This is a genomic window from Rhizobium sp. PRIMUS64, assembly GCF_023006465.1.
In the GTDB taxonomy this organism is placed as follows: domain Bacteria; phylum Pseudomonadota; class Alphaproteobacteria; order Rhizobiales; family Rhizobiaceae; genus Rhizobium; species Rhizobium leguminosarum.
The window spans coordinates 14,337-30,232 of sequence record NZ_JALBGX010000021.1; the positions used below are offsets into that span (position 1 = coordinate 14,337).

A 15,896-nucleotide genomic window follows, 5' to 3' on the forward strand; every position below is an offset into this window, starting at 1 on the left:
TTGCCGATTGCCGGCGAGACGCGAAAGTCAGTATAGTGATTTCAGAAATTTCTGAAATCACAGACGCAACGGAAATGACCATGAACCTTCCGCCTCTCGTCCAGTCCTTCGTTCTCCATTTCGGCGAAATGGGATCGCGCTGGGGAATCAACCGCACGGTCGGCCAGATCTATGCCCTGCTCTTCGTTTCGCCCGCGCCGGTCTGCGCGGAGGAGATCGCCGAGTCGCTCGGCATCTCGCGCTCCAATGTTTCGATGAGCCTGCGCGAACTGCAGGCCTGGAACCTCGTCATCCTGAAACACAGGCCGGACGATCGTCGCGATTTCTTCACCACGCCGGATGATGTCTGGCACATATTGAGGACGCTTGCCGAAGAGAGAAAGAAGCGTGAAGTCGATCCGACGCTGTCGGTTCTACGTGAGATCCTGATGCAACGGCCGGCCAGCGAAGCCGAGCGGCATGCGCAGCAACGCATGAGCGAGATGCACACGCTGATCGAGCAGCTGACGCATTGGTATGAGGACGTAAAACAACTTGAAACAGAAAGGCTTGCAACGCTACTCTCGCTGGGCGCGAAAGTGACCAAGCTTCTGGAGGCCAAGGACCGGGTCGTTTCGCTCGGCCGCAGCCGCCGGCCGAATCCTGCGAACAAGAGTTAGCGCCATGGGCACTGCTTTCTTCGACGCGAAGGACAGACAAGCGGCCGAGCCGTTGCCGGACGGCGATGCAGTCTCGCCCATCACCGGTCCAGATGATGCGAAAGGCGGGCTGCGCAGAGCGGCAATGCTGCAGGCGCTGGCCGCTGCCGTCTGGATCCCGCAGGCGGGGTTGTTGGCCGTCTCGGTTGGCCGCATCGCCGATGGCGGCGGATTGCATGACGTCCTCTGGCCAGCCCTCGGCATCCTTGTCCTCGGATTTGCAAGAAGCTGTCTCGACGCACCTGGCGGCCGCCTGGCCTTTCAAGCCGCCCGCGGCGAGCTCAGCCGCAGGCGGCAGATTGCCGCCGCGGCACTTTCCATGTCGTCGCCCATCGATCGCGGCCGGCCTGCCTCGGGCAAAGCCGCGAGCGTGCTTGGCGAACAGGCCGAACTGATCGTGCCCTATCTTGCCCGTTTCCAGCCGGCGCGCATGAAGGCGAGCCTTGTGCCGCTCGTCATCCTTGCCTTCATCCTTCCAGTCTCCTGGATCGCCGCGCTGGTTTTGCTGTTCGCCGCGCCGCTGATCCCCATTTTCATGGCGCTGATCGGCTGGCGTGCTCAGGCGGCCAGCGAAAAACAGCTCGTCGCCACCGGCGGCCTCAACGGCTTCTTGCTCGATCGACTGCGCGGACTGGCGACCATCCGTGCGCTCGACGCAGTCGATGCAACGGCACTGCGCCTGCGGTCGGAGGCGGAGTCGCTGCGTGTGCGCACCATGGCGGTGCTGAAGATCGCCTTTCTGTCCTCGGCGGTGCTCGAGCTTTTCGCCGCACTCGGCGTGGCGATGATTGCCGTATATGTCGGTTTCAGCCTGCTCGGCGAGATCCGCTTCGGCACTTGGGTGGGCCGGCTCGACCTGACCGAGGGACTGTTCATCCTGCTGCTGGCACCGGCCTTCTTCGAGCCCCTGCGCGAACTCTCGGCTGTCTGGCACGATCGGGCGGCCGGCGAAGCGGCGCTGAAAGCCCTGGACGCCCTCGCTGCCGGCGGCCTGTCCATCCAAGGAACAGCCGAAGTCGCGCCAGCAGCATCTGCCGTCGTCGAAGCGCCGGCCATCCGTCTTGAGAATGTTGATTTCCGTTACAACGCCGCCGAGCCGTTGATCCTTGACGGTTTCAACCTCGATATCGCGACCGGCGAACATCTGGCGCTTCTCGGCGCAAGCGGTTCCGGCAAGTCGACGCTTCTTTCGCTCATATCAGGGCTGACGCCCTGTACCGGCGGACGCATCGTCATCGGCGGCATGGAACTTGCGGATGACACCGCTGCCGCCTTGCGGGCCAGCATGGCATGGATCGGCCAGAGACCGCATATTTTCGCAGGCACCATCGCCGGCAATATCGCGCTCGGCAGGCCCGGTATCTCAAGCGGCGACGTGACGGATGCGCTCGGCGCCGCCAGGCTCGGAAAGGTCGCCGCCGCCTATGGCAACCGGCCGCTTGGCGAAGGCGGGATCGGGCTTTCCGGCGGCGAGGCGCTACGGCTTGCGATCGCGCGGGCCGCCTGCAACCCGCGTCTCCGGATCATCCTGGCCGACGAGCCGACGGCGCATCTCGACGCCGCCACAGCCGCCGAGGTTGCCGAGAGCCTGCTTTCGCTCTCCAGGGGCCGTACTTTGATCGTTGCGACTCACGATCCGCTGCTTGCCGCCCGCATGCATCGCGCCATGCGCGTCGATGCAGACATCGTCATGAGGGAGGCCGCCGAATGAGCGGATTTGCTGCAGACCTCAAGCCGATCCTGCGTCTGTTCCTTGCCGAGCGCCGGCGTGCGCTGCTGCTCGGCGCAGCCCTTTCGGCGGCGACGATGACAGCTGGCATCGCCCTGCTCGGCCTGTCCGGCTGGTTCATCACCGCCACCTCGCTCGCCGGCCTTTCGGCCGCTGTCGCCATCACCTTCGACGTCTTTGCGCCGTCAGCCGGCATCCGCCTTCTCGCCATTGTCCGCACAGTCGCACGCTACGGCGAAAGGCTTGCGACCCATGATGCAACGCTCGGCGTGCTCGCCGCCCTGCGCGAAAGGCTGTTTCGCGGCTTTGCCGAACCGAGTGCTGCCCGCGCGCTAGCACACCGTCCCGCACGGCTGCTCTTCCGTCTGACGGCCGATATCGATGCGCTCGATTCCCTCTACCTGCGCATCCTCGTGCCGGCTGCTGTCGCGATCGGTGCAGCACTGGCGGCAAGCCTCGTGCTGGGGCTGATCCATCCCTTGTTCGGCCTGTGCTTCGGCCTTTTTCTCGCCGGTGCCGGCCTTGGCCTGCCGTTGATTGCCGGCCGGGCGGCGCGCAAACATGCCCGCCAACGCGCCCATGGCATCGAGGCGCTGCGGTCTCGAACGATCGATCTTGTCGCTGGCCAGACCGATCTGCTGATGGCCGGCCGCCTTACGGCGCAGAGGAAGGCGATTACCGCGGCCGATCGTTACGCCGCTCGCGCCGACGACCGGTTGAACCGCGTCGAGACCCTCCTGACATTCGGCTTCGGCCTTGTCTCCACCGTGCTGCTCACAGCATCGCTGCTTGCCGTTGCGGTACTTGCGGAAACGAAGGTGATTACCGCTCCTGTCGCCGCACTCGGCCTGCTTGTCGCCTTTGCGGCAGTCGAACCCTTCGCTGCGCTGCGCCGCGGTGCCCTGGAACTCGGCAGGACGCTGCTTGCGGCAAGGCGTATCGCGCCGCGGCTTGCCGTCGCGGCGGCACCTGGAGCATTGGCGGCGCCGTTGCCGGGATGCGCTTTTTCGCTGGCGAACGTATCAGCCTTCCATGAAAACTCCGCCGTGCCGGCGCTCCAGGGCATCGAGCTCGCGCTTCAACAAGGCGAACACCTGGCCATCATCGGCAGCAGCGGCGCCGGCAAGTCGAGCCTGCTTGCCCTCCTTGCCGGCGAATTGCCGGCAAAGACGGGAAGTGTTGCCGTGATGGCGACGACCTTGCTGACGCAACGGACGGAGCTCTTCGAAGACAGCCTGCGCGGCAACCTCTGTCTCGCTAACCCCAATGCGAGTGAGGCCTGCCTTCGCGAAGCGCTCGCTGCTGCCGGCCTGCTTGCCGATATTGAGGCCATGCCGGGGGGGATCGATACGCCGCTCGGCGAAGGCGGGATCGGCCTTTCCGGTGGCCAGTGGCGCCGGCTGGCGCTTGCCCGGCTCTTCCTGCGCGACACGCCACTCTGGCTGCTCGATGAGCCGACGGAGGGCCTTGACGGCGTCACCGCCCGCGACGTGCTCCGCCGTCTCTCGGCAATGGCGGCGGGCCGCTCGCTGCTGATCGCCACGCATATCCGCCGCGAGGCTGCGATCGCAGACCGCATCGCGGTCATCGAAGGCGGTCGCATCACAGAAATTTCGCGCCGCGGAGAGGCGGCGTTCGAAAAGGCGCTCGACCGGCTTCGGCCGGACTGAGCAAGATTGCATGCCCTCACGCGCCGTCGGCGCTGAGGAACGCCCTGTACCGCGTGGGACCGTGGGAGAAAGACAATGGAACTAGATATCGTAGCACTTTCGCGCTTCCAATTTGCGCTGACGGCGCTTTACCACTTCCTGTTCGTGCCCTTGACGCTCGGCCTGTCCGTGCTCCTGGCGATCATGGAAACCGTCTATGTCATGACCGGCCGCCAGATCTGGCGACAGATGACGAAATTCTGGGGCACGTTGTTCGGCATCAATTTCGTGATCGGCGTCGCCACCGGCATCGTCATGGAGTTCCAGTTCGGCATGAACTGGAGCTATTACAGCTATTATGTCGGCGACATCTTCGGTGCGCCGCTGGCGATCGAAGGCCTAATGGCCTTCTTCCTCGAGGCGACCTTCGTCGGGCTGTTCTTCTTCGGCTGGGACAAACTGTCGAAGGTCGGCCATCTGGTCGCCACCTGGGCTGTGGCGCTCGGCTCGAACTTCTCGGCGCTGTGGATCCTGATTGCCAATGGCTGGATGCAGAACCCGGTGGGATCGGCGCTCAATCCGCAAACGATGCGCATGGAGATCACAAGCTTCTTCGATGTGGTCTTCAACCCGGTGGCCCAGGCGAAATTCGTCCATACGGTATCGGCAGGTTACGTCTGCGCTTCGATCTTCGTGCTCGGCGTCTCGGCCTGGTATATAATCAAGGGCCGGCATATCGAGCTTGCCAAGCGTTCGATGACGGTCGCCGCCTCCTTCGGCCTCGCTTCGGCGCTTTCGGTCGTCGTCCTTGGCGATGAGAGCGGTTATCTCGCGACCGAGAACCAGAAGATGAAGCTCGCGGCAATCGAGGGCATGTGGAAGACGGAACCGGCGCCGGCCGCCTTCACCGCCTTCGGCTTCCCCGACCAGGAAGCCCGCGAAACGCATTTTGCCGTGCACATTCCCTGGGTCATGGGCCTGATCGGCACGCGGTCGCTGACGACCGAAATCCCCGGCATCGACAAGCTCGAACAGCAGGCCGAAACCCGGATCCGGGACGGTATCAAGGCTTACGACGCGTTGATGCAGATCCGTTCGGCACCGGCACAGGACCAGGTTGCGCAGGAAGTGCGCGGCTCCTTCGAGGATCTCGGCCACGATCTTGGTTATGCTCTTCTACTGAAGCGCTACGTCGACGATCCGCGCCGGGCGACCGAGGAGCAGATCGTTCAGGCCGCGCGCGATACCATCCCGCACGTGCCGACGCTCTTCTGGTCCTTCCGCATCATGGTCGGCCTCGGTATCTTCTTCATCCTGCTGACCGCCACCTTCTTCTGGCTGTCAGCGCGCCGCCACCTCGACAAATATCCGTTGCTTCTGAAGATTGCCGTGCTGGCGATCCCCCTGCCCTGGGTTGCCATTGAACTCGGCTGGGTCGTCGCCGAATTCGGCCGCCAGCCCTGGGTGATCGAAGGCGTGTTGCCGACGGCCGCCGCCGTCTCCAGCCTTGGCGCCGACACCGTGCTTCTGACCATCATCGGTTTTGCGGCGCTCTACACGACGCTGATCGTCATCGAGATGGGCCTGATGATCAAGGCAATCAAGCAAGGACCGGAGCCGGACGACGAGCCGGAAGCGGTTCTGATTTCCGAAACCCTCATCCCCGCCGCGGAGTGACCTGCCATGATCCTTCACGAACTCATTGACTATGAAACCCTGCGTCTCATCTGGTGGCTGCTGCTCGGCGTGCTGCTGATCGCCTTTGCGACAACAGGCGGTTTCGATCTCGGCGTCGGCACCCTTCTGCCTTTCGTTGCCCGGACCGATACGGAACGGCGCGTGGCGATCAACACCATCGGCGCCACCTGGGAGGGCAATCAGGTCTGGCTGATCCTCGGCGGCGGCGCCATCTTTGCTGCCTGGCCGCCGCTTTATGCGGTGTCCTTCTCGGGCTTCTATCTGGCGATGTTCGCGATCCTCTTCGCGCTCATCCTGCGCCCAGTCGGCTTCAAATATCGTTCGAAGCGGGAAAGCGCCAGCTGGCGGAGCGGCTGGGACTGGGCGCTGTTCGTCGGCGGTTTCGTGCCGTCGCTGATCTTCGGCGTTGCCGTCGGCAACGTGCTACAGGGCGTGCCTTTTCGCTTTGCCGACGATATGCGGATCTTCTACGAGGGCTCGTTCTTCGCCCTGCTCAACCCCTATGCTCTGCTCTGCGGCCTGCTTTCGCTAGCCATGCTGACGATGCATGGTGCGGCCTGGCTGGTGTTGAAGTCGAGTGGCCCGGTCGCCGTGCGTGCCAGAACCTATGGCAGCATCGCCGCCCTTGCCGTTATCATGCTTTTCGCACTCGGCGGCCTCTTCCTGTGGATCGGCGTCGGTGGCTATCGCATCACCAGCGATATCAGCCCGATCGGTCCCTCCAATCCGCTGCTGAAGACCGTGGCGCTTGAGAAAGGCGCGTGGCTGACCAACTACGCCGCTCATTCCTGGATGATCATCGCGCCCGTCCTCGGCTTCGTCGGCGCGGCGCTGGCGTTCATCGCCATGCGGGCAAGGCGCGAGGTCATGACGCTGCTGTTCAGCAAGGTGGCGATCTTTGGCATCATCTCGACGGTCGGCTTGTCGATGTTCCCGTTCATCCTGCCCTCCTCGCTTGATCCGCGATCGAGCCTGACGGTCTGGGATGCGTCCTCCAGCCACATGACGCTGTTCATCATGCTGGTCGTGACGGTGATCTTCCTGCCGATCATCTTCGCCTACACAGCCTGGGTCTACAAGGTTCTGTGGGGCAAGGTCGATGAGAAGTCGATCACCGACAAGAACAGTCACGCTTACTAGAGCGATTCAGGAGAACCGCTCTAACCTTTTGTTTTTACGCAATTCCGGACGGAAAACCGCTTCGCACTTTTCCTGGAATTGCTCTGAGGGAGACCAAACGATGTGGTATTTTGCATGGATCCTCGGCCTGCCGCTGGCCGCGGCTTTCGCCGTCCTCAACGCCATGTGGTATGAGCTGATGGACGACGCGGCCAGGAAGAAAGCTTCCGAGCCGCGCAAGTAGAAAAGCAAAGGGCGCGGTTCAAACCGCGCCCTTGGCTGTTGCATCAGCCTTCCAGCCACTTCACCTGATCGGGCGTCAGCTTGATGTCGAGTGCCGAGAGACTGTCTTCCAATTCGGCGACGGTGCGCGGCCCGATCAGTGGAATGACCGGGAAAGGCTGGGCGATCACATAGGCAAGCGCGATGTGGATCGGATTGCGGCCGAGTTTGTTGGCAAGCTCGATGGCGCGGTCGCGACGTCCGAAGTTGCGCTCGGAATACCAGACCCGGACGATTTCCTCATCATCCCGCTTGTCGCGGCCGGCACGATCGGTAAAGAAGCCGCGACCCTGGCTCGACCAGGCGAAGTTCGGGATCTGCTTGTCGTTCAGCCACTTTTTCCAGTCGTCATCGGAAGCGGCAACGCAGCCGGCCCAGATCGGGTCGAGCATCTCGGCGAGCGAGAAGTTGTTGGACAGCGCTGCCGGCGCCGTCTTGCCGGTCTTTTCGGCATAGGCGATCGCTTCGTCGAAGCGCGCCCGCGTCCAGTTCGAACCACCGAATATGCCGCGGATGCGTCCGCGCTTGACCTCGGCATCCATGGCATCGACGAACTCGCCGACGGGCACGTCGGTGTTGTCGCGATGCATGAAATAGATGTCGACATAGTCGGTCTTCAGCCGGGAAAGCGACTGGTCGAGCTGCTTTGCGATTATATCGGGATAGCAGAGCGGCGAATGGGCGCCCTTGCCGATCAGCACGATCTCCTCGCGCGGCACCTTGCGGCTCGTGTGCCAGTCGCCGAAGATCGCTTCCGTCTTGCCACCGCCATAGACATAGGCCGTGTCAAAGGCATTGCCGCCGGCCTCGTAGAAGGCGTCGAGCGTCAGCGAGGCAGAGGCGAAGTTCGGAAAGAACTCGAAGCCGAGGGTCACGACCGAGGCCGGCTTGGAAATGCCGGGAATTTCACGCTGCGGAACGCTGTTGCCGCGCGCGATCGCGCCGCCGGCAATGTTTGCTGTGCGTTTGCTGGCTTTTTCCACGCCGTATTCGAGGCCGACCGAGGCACGCCACTGGTCGAGCACTCGCAGGTTTCCGATCGAATCTGCCCAGCTCATGCCTGGAGAGCTGAATTCGGTCTTGCCGGCGCGGATGGCATCGCCTGCCGCGTCCGCCTCAAAGGAATAGAGCCAGCGATCCTCCCTGAGTTCGACGGTTTCTCGGCTGCCGCCCTTGAAGATCTCGATCTTGCCGACGCCGCCCTTGTGGCCGGAGGCAAACCAGAAGTCCTGGACCTCGATCCGGCCCTCGGAGCCGATGATGCGCAACACATTGTCCTGCTGGGCCATGATCGAGCAGGAGACTTCGGCGATGATCTCGTTCGGGAACTTGAGCACGGCAGATGCCCATTCATCGACGCCGCTCTCTCCGAGATGGGCGACGCCCGAGACCTTCTCCGGTTCGAGGAAGGCCTTGCCCTCTGCGGCGCCGGCAATCAGTCTGGCCATCGAGACCGGATAACCGCCGACATCGAGAATGCCGCCGCCGGCGGTGTCATTGGCGAAAAGCCGGTGTTCCGGCTTGTAGCTGCCCATGTTGAAGCCGAAGCTCGAGCGGATGATGCGAACGGTGCCGATGACGCCGCTTTTGACGAGTTCGACCAGTTTCTCCGTCTGCGGATGCACGCGGTACATGAAGGCTTCCCCGGCAAAGACGCCGGCTTTTTTCGCCTCGTAATAAACCGCTTCGGCATCGTAGGCCGAGAGTGCGATCGGCTTTTCCACCAGGATGTGCTTGCCGGCACGTGCCGCCTTGATCGCCCATTCGGCGTGGCCGGTATGGGGCACGGAGATATAGACAGCATCAACCTCGGGGTCGGAAAGCAGCGCCTCGTAGCCATTGACGATGCGGGCGCCGGGGAAGTTTTCGGCAAGGCCTGGCTTTGCCGGATTGCGGGTAGCGATCGCCACCAGCTTCCCCGTGCGAGAATGGGCGACGCCATCGGCAAAGGTGCGGGCGATGGTGCCGGGGCCGATGATGCCCCACCGGATCGGTTGATCTGAAGTCATGGAAAATCCTCTTTCGTCTTTCTGTCCTGGGATTTGGTTCAGCGAAGCCGTTTACCGGCGCCGTCGAAAAGGAATGTGCGATTGGCGGGAAGGCCGACTGTCAGCGTCTCGCGGTTGCCGGCGACGCGCGATTCCGGCCGCTCGAAGATCAGTTGCTCGGGACCTATGGTGGCGTAGATGTAGCTGGTATTGCCGAGGTGTTCGGCGACGTCGATGGTGACGGTGATGTCGGCATCGCCCATCCCCGCATCGACGAAATGTTCGGGACGGATCCCGAGCGTCACCTTTGCGCCGGCTTCGATCGGAACGGCGACAGGCAGCGGCAGGCGCGTATTGGCGTCGCTTTCCAGGGCAATCACCACCCGACCCGGCTGCGTGTCAACCACCACGGCCTTCAGGAAATTCATCTTCGGCGAACCGACGAAACCGGCGACGAACTGGTTTGCGGGGTCGTCGTAAAGGTCGAGCGGCGCGCCGATCTGTTCGATATTGCCGGCGCGCAGCACGACGATCCTGTCGGCGAGTGTCATCGCTTCCGTCTGGTCGTGGGTGACGTAGATCATCGTCGTGCCGAGCTGCTTGTGCAGTCTTGATATTTCGACGCGCATCTGCACGCGCAGTTCCGCATCGAGGTTCGACAAAGGTTCGTCGAACAGGAAGACTTGGGGTTCGCGGACGATGGCTCGGCCAATTGCGACGCGCTGGCGCTGGCCGCCGGAAAGCTGCTTCGGTCGCCGCTTCATCAACTCGGTGATCTGCAGGATCTCGGCGACATGGCGCACGCGCCGCTCGGTATCGGCCTTCGGATTGCCGTTCATGCGCAGGCCGAAGCTCAAATTTTCCTCGACGGTCAGGTGCGGATAGAGCGCATAGGACTGGAAGACCATGGCGATGCCGCGATCAGCCGGCTCGACGTCGTTGACCACCCTGCCGCCGATCTGAAGTTCGCCTGATGTAATGTCCTCGAGGCCGGCGATCATCCTGAGCAGCGTGGACTTGCCGCAGCCGGAGGGGCCGACGAAGACAACGAATTCGCCGTCCTTCACCTCCAGATTGGCGCCGTGGATGATCTCAAAGCCGCCGAAGCGCTTGACGATATTGCTGAGTGAAAGCTCTGCCATGCGGCCTCCCTATTGTTCGATTATTTGATTGCGCCGGCCGCGATGCCGGCGATGAAATGGCGCTGGAGAGCCACGAAGACGACAAGGATCGGCGCCGTCAGCAGCACCGCGCCGGCCATGATGCCGCCCCATGACACCTTGGTGAGGCCGATCAGCGTTCCCAGTGCCACCGGCGCCGTCATCATTCCCGGTTTGGAATTGATCAGCAGCGGCCAGAGATAGTTGTTCCACGAGGCGAGGAACAGGATGATCGCCAGTGCCGCCATGGTCGGACGCGCCAGCGGCAGGGCGATGCGCAGGAAGATCTGCCATTCCTTGACGCCCTCGACCCGGGCGGCATCAAAGAGCTCGCCTGGCATCATCGAGAAGGATTGCCGCATGAACAGCACCCCGAGCGAATTGAACAGCGGTGGCACGATCAGCGCCACCCAGGTGTTTGCCAGCTTGAATTCGCGTGCCACCATGATGAATTGCGGGATCACCACCACCGAAAACGGCAGCGTGATCGTACCGAGGATGATGGCGATGACGATGGAGCGGCCGACGAAACGGTACCGCGCCAGCGCCCAGCCCGCCATCGAGGTCAGCAGTACCGACAGGACCGTATAGATGAGCGCGACGCCGACGGAGATCACCATGGCGCCGATGAAATCGGTATCGGCCTGCAGGTTCTTGAAATTCTCGACGAAGTTGGTCGATGGCCAGAGCACGATGTCAGGGCTGAAGATGCCGTTGTCGGGCATCGTCGAGAAGACGAACATCATCCAGAGCGGAAACAGCCAGATTATCGCAAGCGGCGCCAGTGCGGCATGCAGCGCGATCTGACGCAGCAGAAGGGATTGCGATTTGGATCTCATTTCGGATCCCTCCCGACCCAGAGATTGAGAAGCGAGATCGCCACGGCAAGGGCAGCCATCGTATAGGCGATCGCCGAGGCATAGCCGAAGTTCAGCGAGGTGAAGCCCTGGCGATAAAGTAGCAGGCCAAGCGTCTCGGTGCCGCCGCCAGGACCGCCGCGATTGGTGATCAGGAAGGGCTCGGTGAAGAGCTGCATGGTGCCGATCACCGAAAGAACCACGCAGAAGAGGATGATCGGTTTCAGAAGCGGCAGGGTGATATGAAAGAATTGCTGTACCTTGCTCACCCGGTCGAGTGTCGCTGCCTCGTAGACATCGTCGGGAATCGACTGCAGACCGGCGAGGATGATGATGGCGTTGTAGCCCGCCCAGCGCCATGTGACGGCGAGAATGATCAGCGCCATGGCGGCATTCGCATTGTCGAACCAGGAGACCGGGCTCAGACCGACGGCCGAGATCAGCTTGTTGATGATACCGAAATCGAGGCTGAACATCAGCCGGAAGACGGCAGCATAGGCGACCTCGCCGACGACGACAGGCGCAAAGAAGGCGAAGCGGAAGAGCGGCCGCGCTTTCAGCAGCGGCGAATTGAGCATTACCGCCATGACCGTCGCGAGTGCGATCATCACCGGTACCTGAATCAGCAGGATGATCAGCGTATTGTAAAGAGCATTGTAAAAGGCCGGGTCATAGAAGAGCCGGCCCCAATTGGCCTGGAAACTGAATTTCCACGGATTGATTCGGGTGTTCTGAAACGAAATCAGGAACGAATTGATGATCGGCCAGACCCAGAAGGTGGCAAAGACCAGCAGATAGGGGGCGAGGAACGCATAGGCGCTCCGGGTTCTGAACGGCATCAAGCCTCCTCCTCACGAACGAATGACCGGCCGCTTTGCAAACCGGGGGAAAGCCGGGCGCCTGAAGCGCCCGGCATCGTCATTCATTGCGCGATAGGGAGGCCGGTCGCCGAAGCAATCTGCTTGGCGGCGTCGTCGAGAGCCGCCTTCGCATCGGGATAGCCGCCAGCGAAGAACTTCGTCTGCGTTGCCTTGAAGATGGCTTCCGCATCGCTCTGGAAGGCGGTGCCGCGGCTCGGTACGATCTTCGGCAGTGTCGCCAGAATATCCGCCCAGACCTTCTGGCCGCCCCAATAGGGCTGCGGCTCATTGACGAAGGGATCCTTCTCAGCCGAAAGCAGCGACGGGACCAGACCGAACTCCTTCAGCATGGTGATCTGACCCTCATCCGTGCCGAGGGCGTAATTGACGAACTTCCAGGCGGCTTCCTTATTCGCGGATGTCGCCGAAATGGCGAGCGACGAACCGCCGAGATTGGCCGCATGCGGGCCATCGGCGGTCAGGCTCGGCATTCTGTAGACGCCCCACTTGCCCTTGAGATCGGGAGAGGTCGAGCGCACGGTGCCCTCATACCAGCCGCCATATAGCTGGCTTGCGGCCTTGCCGGCGGTATTGGCCTGGATCTTTTCGTCCCAGTTGGCCGACGTCAGCGTCCCGGCATCCTTCATCTCCTTCACCTTTTGCAGCGAGGCGACGCAGGCCGGCTGGTTGATGGTGATGTTCTGACCGTCGGTCGAATAATAGCCGCAGCCCTGTTCGTTGGCGATCATGCGAAACCATTCGCTGTCGCCGTTGAAGTCGGCCTGCGCCATGACGACGCCGGGATTGGCGGCGGAAATCTTTTTGCCGGCAGCGATGAAATCGTCCCAGGTGCTGATCGTGCTCGGATCGACGCCGGCCTTTTCGTACAGATCGCGGCGGTAGAAGACGGCGACGGGACCGGAATCCCACGGCATGGCATAGGCGACATCGCCGACTTCAAGCTCGGTGCGCTTGAAATCAGGGAATTTCGCCTGGATATCGGCCGTATAGCCGAGCTCCTTCAGATTGGCGAAGCAATCCGGGAAACGGCTCCAGAAGATTTCAGCCTCGAAATTCTCGATGCTGACGATGTCGGGCAAGCCGTCGCCACCGGCAGCGCAGGCAGCGAGCGTCTTGTCGAAGACCTGGCTGTTGCCGAGGTCCTCGACGGTGATCTTGATATCGGGAAACTGCTTGTTGAAGCCTGGAAGCGTGGACTTCAAGGCCGATGCAGCGACATTCCAGCTCCAGATGGTGAGATTGGCCGACTGCGCGAATGCGGAGCCGGAAGCAAGCACTGCGACAGCTGCGGTCGCAGCGAGAAGTTTGAAGCGCATTGAAAATCCTCCCTTTTCAATTGCCGATCTTTCACGAACGCGGTTAGACTATCTGTAAGGGAGCGGGTGTCTCCTAAAAAGGGAACATGAATTTGGCGGAAAGTAAGGTCGGCACACGTGCAATCTACCAGCCCGGCGCGAGCAGCATCGAGGGTTTGCCGACAGCGCTGCAGATGTTTCATGCCCATCCGCCTGTTATGGCCATGCCGCACTGGCACGCGCAGGTCGAGGTCAACTACGTGATGCGCGGCACCGTGCACTACCGGATGAGCGACCACGAATTCCGGCTGAACGCCGGCGAAATGTGCCTCTTTTGGGGTGGTCAGCCGCATCAGATGGACGAATCCTCGGATGATTCGCTCTATGCCGGCGCCCATCTGCCGCTCGTCTATTTCTTCCGGCTGCGCCTGCCGATCAGCGTTTCCAGCCGGCTGATGAAGGGCGAGACGCTGCTGACCTCGGCAACGGATGCCGCCGACAGGGAGAACTTCACCCGCTGGTTCCGCTATGCCAACTCAGGCGATCCCGCCAAGGCCCAGCACGCCGTCGACGAACTGCTGCTGCGCATCGAACGGATCGCGCTCGAACCCTATTCGATGACGTCGCAGGCGGCCATCAATCTCGACGGCGATCACCCGTATCCGCATTCCTCGCGCAGCGTCGCGCGCATGTGCGATTTCATCGCCGCCAATTTCCTGCACGATATCGATTCGGTCGATATCGCCCGCGCCGCCGACCTACATCCGAAATATGCGATGAACCTGTTCAAGCGATCGACCGGCATGACGCTCAGCAAATATGTGACGCTGCTGCGGCTGTCGCGCGCTCAGGCGATGCTGATGAGCGAGGGCGCCAACGTGCTGCAGGTGGCGATGGACAGCGGCTTCGGCTCGATCAGCGCCTTCAACAAATCCTTCCGCCATATCGCCGGCATGTCGCCCTCGGACTTCCGCCGTGACATCCGGCTGGTGACGACGGTCCCGGCCGGCGCTTTCCGGAACTAGCTCAGGGCAGCCGCACTTCGGCGTCTTGTGCGTTTCTGCCTGCGACTTGTTTTTCACTGGGCAAAAAAGAACCAACGCCTACGGTGGCGGCAGAATGTGCACATTTTATGTGCAAGTGCATGCACTATTGCATTTGCTGGGGAATTGATGCCAGCGCAACTCTCAATAAAATCAATGATTTATAATTTGGCACACACTTTGCTTCGATAGTTGCAGAGTTGGTGGCTAGGGTTCCGGCGTCGCAAGGCGTGGCTGGTCCGAGAGCTACCACCGGCAGGGGAGACATCCCGCCGGGTGCACGGCGGGACAAAAGCCCGGGAGACCTCGTAAGCCAAGGGATTGGCGGCACGATGGTCATTGCCGATCCCTTTTGAAGAAAAGCAAAAGGGGAATTTCAATGCAGACTTTTTCGAAGATTCTATCGATTACCGCGCTGACGGCGTCCCTGGCGCTGGGACTCGGCTCCATCGCGAAGGCCGAACAGAAGACCGACTTCAAGGTCGCCTGGTCGATCTATGTCGGCTGGATGCCCTGGGGTTATGCCGCCGATCACGGCATCGTCAAGAAATGGGCCGACAAATACGGCATCAAGATCGAGGTGACCCAGTTCAACGACTACGTCGAATCGATGAACCAGTATACCGCTGGCGCCTTCGACGCCGTGACGCTGACCAACATGGACGGCCTGTCGATCCCGGCTGCCGGCGGCGTCGATACCACAGCCGTCATCGTCGGCGACTTCTCGAACGGCAATGATGCCGTCATCCTCAAGGACAAAGCGAGCCTTGCCGACATCAAGGCACAGAACGTCAATCTCGTCGAATTTTCCGTCTCGCACTACCTGCTCGCCCGCGCGCTCGAAAGCATCAAACTAACCGAGCGCGACGTGAAAGTGGTCAACACCTCCGACGCCGATATGGTCGCCGCCTACAAGACGGCAGACGTGACCGCGGTCGTCACCTGGAACCCGCTGGTCTCGACCATCCTCGAGGATCCCACGGCCAAGAAGGTCTTCGACAGCTCGCAAGTGCCGGGCGAGATTATCGACCTGATGGTCGCCAATTCAGGCGTGCTGAAGGACAATCCGAATTTCGGCAAGGCGCTCGCCGGCATCTGGTATGAAACCGCAGCATTGCTGACTGCCGACAGTGCCGACGGCAAGGCTGCACGCGAGGCGATGGGCCAGGCATCGGGTACCGATCTCAAGGGCTTCGAATCCCAGCTTGCCGCCACCAAGCTGTTTGCCAAGCCGGCCGATGCCGTTGCCTTCACTGCCTCGGGCAGCCTGCCGAAGACAATGGATCTCGTCCGCAACTTCCTGTTCGAAAAAGGCCTGCTCGGCAATGGCGCGCCGTCGGCCGACGTCATCGGCATCGAAATGCCGGATGGCAAGATCCTCGGCGACAGCGGCAACGTCAAGCTGCGCTTCACCGAGACCTACATGAAGGCCGCCGCCGACGGTTCGCTCTGAGCGATGTAAAAGCCGCGGCGCGGCGTTGACCGCGCCGCCCGACC

Annotated in this window: 13 protein-coding genes and 1 riboswitch; of the genes, 8 read left to right on the top strand and 5 right to left on the bottom strand. The window is 61.9% G+C overall.

Going from position 1 to position 15,896, the window contains the following annotated elements; genetic code table 11:
• Positions 1–80 precede the first annotated feature (80 nt).
• From MOV76_RS11525 to cydX, 6 genes are all read left to right on the top strand, one after another.
• A complete protein-coding gene (locus tag MOV76_RS11525) occupies positions 81–659 on the top strand; it encodes a GbsR/MarR family transcriptional regulator (protein ID WP_026188818.1) in 579 nt (192 codons plus the stop codon).
• A gap of 4 nt (positions 660–663) precedes the next feature.
• Positions 664–2,409: a thiol reductant ABC exporter subunit CydD gene (gene cydD / locus MOV76_RS11530; RefSeq protein ID WP_247264547.1), complete on the top strand. Its 1,746-nt coding sequence runs from the start codon at positions 664–666 to the stop codon at positions 2,407–2,409.
• On the top strand, positions 2,406–4,097 hold the full coding sequence (locus MOV76_RS11535; protein WP_247264548.1) for an amino acid ABC transporter ATP-binding/permease protein: 1,692 nt from the start codon (positions 2,406–2,408) through the stop codon (positions 4,095–4,097). Before cydD ends, MOV76_RS11535 begins: the two co-directional genes overlap by 4 nt.
• Positions 4,098–4,172: 75 nt before the next feature.
• Entirely contained in the window at positions 4,173–5,753 is a 1,581-nt protein-coding gene (locus tag MOV76_RS11540; RefSeq protein WP_130654143.1) for a cytochrome ubiquinol oxidase subunit I, read from the top strand.
• A gap of 6 nt (positions 5,754–5,759) precedes the next feature.
• On the top strand, positions 5,760–6,914 hold the full coding sequence (cydB, locus tag MOV76_RS11545) for a cytochrome d ubiquinol oxidase subunit II (RefSeq protein ID WP_130654142.1): 1,155 nt from the start codon (positions 5,760–5,762) through the stop codon (positions 6,912–6,914).
• 100 nt (positions 6,915–7,014) lie between these two features.
• The gene (cydX, locus tag MOV76_RS11550) at positions 7,015–7,137 is read left to right on the top strand and encodes a cytochrome bd-I oxidase subunit CydX (RefSeq protein WP_017957645.1); all 123 of its coding nucleotides are present in this window, start codon (positions 7,015–7,017) and stop codon (positions 7,135–7,137) included.
• A 43-nt stretch (positions 7,138–7,180) separates the two neighbouring features.
• Here the strand turns inward: cydX and MOV76_RS11555 are convergent, their stop codons facing one another.
• The 5 genes from MOV76_RS11555 to MOV76_RS11575 form a co-directional block, all read right to left on the bottom strand.
• The gene (locus MOV76_RS11555; protein ID WP_130654141.1) at positions 7,181–9,184 is read right to left on the bottom strand and encodes an aldo/keto reductase; all 2,004 of its coding nucleotides are present in this window, start codon (positions 9,182–9,184) and stop codon (positions 7,181–7,183) included.
• 38 nt (positions 9,185–9,222) lie between these two features.
• The gene (locus tag MOV76_RS11560) at positions 9,223–10,305 is read right to left on the bottom strand and encodes an ABC transporter ATP-binding protein (protein WP_247264549.1); all 1,083 of its coding nucleotides are present in this window, start codon (positions 10,303–10,305) and stop codon (positions 9,223–9,225) included.
• A 20-nt stretch (positions 10,306–10,325) separates the two neighbouring features.
• Complete coding sequence (locus tag MOV76_RS11565; protein WP_018247017.1) at positions 10,326–11,162, bottom strand: carbohydrate ABC transporter permease; 837 nt, start codon at positions 11,160–11,162, stop codon at positions 10,326–10,328.
• Complete coding sequence (locus tag MOV76_RS11570; RefSeq protein WP_018247018.1) at positions 11,159–12,019, bottom strand: carbohydrate ABC transporter permease; 861 nt, start codon at positions 12,017–12,019, stop codon at positions 11,159–11,161. The genes MOV76_RS11565 and MOV76_RS11570 overlap by 4 nt, the downstream gene beginning before the upstream one ends.
• Before the next feature lie 83 nt (positions 12,020–12,102).
• Complete coding sequence (locus MOV76_RS11575) at positions 12,103–13,377, bottom strand: extracellular solute-binding protein (RefSeq protein WP_018247019.1); 1,275 nt, start codon at positions 13,375–13,377, stop codon at positions 12,103–12,105.
• A gap of 86 nt (positions 13,378–13,463) precedes the next feature.
• Between MOV76_RS11575 and MOV76_RS11580 the strand changes: the two genes are divergently transcribed.
• Both MOV76_RS11580 and MOV76_RS11585 read left to right on the top strand, forming a co-directional pair.
• Positions 13,464–14,381 (top strand): helix-turn-helix domain-containing protein, encoded by a 918-nt coding sequence (locus tag MOV76_RS11580; RefSeq protein ID WP_018448943.1) that lies wholly within the window; start codon positions 13,464–13,466, stop codon positions 14,379–14,381.
• A 214-nt stretch (positions 14,382–14,595) separates the two neighbouring features.
• A riboswitch (guanidine-I (ykkC/yxkD leader) is annotated at positions 14,596–14,704 on the top strand.
• Positions 14,705–14,778: 74 nt separating this feature from the next.
• On the top strand, positions 14,779–15,852 hold the full coding sequence (locus tag MOV76_RS11585) for a putative urea ABC transporter substrate-binding protein (RefSeq protein WP_018448942.1): 1,074 nt from the start codon (positions 14,779–14,781) through the stop codon (positions 15,850–15,852).
• The last annotated feature ends 44 nt before the right edge of the window (positions 15,853–15,896 follow it).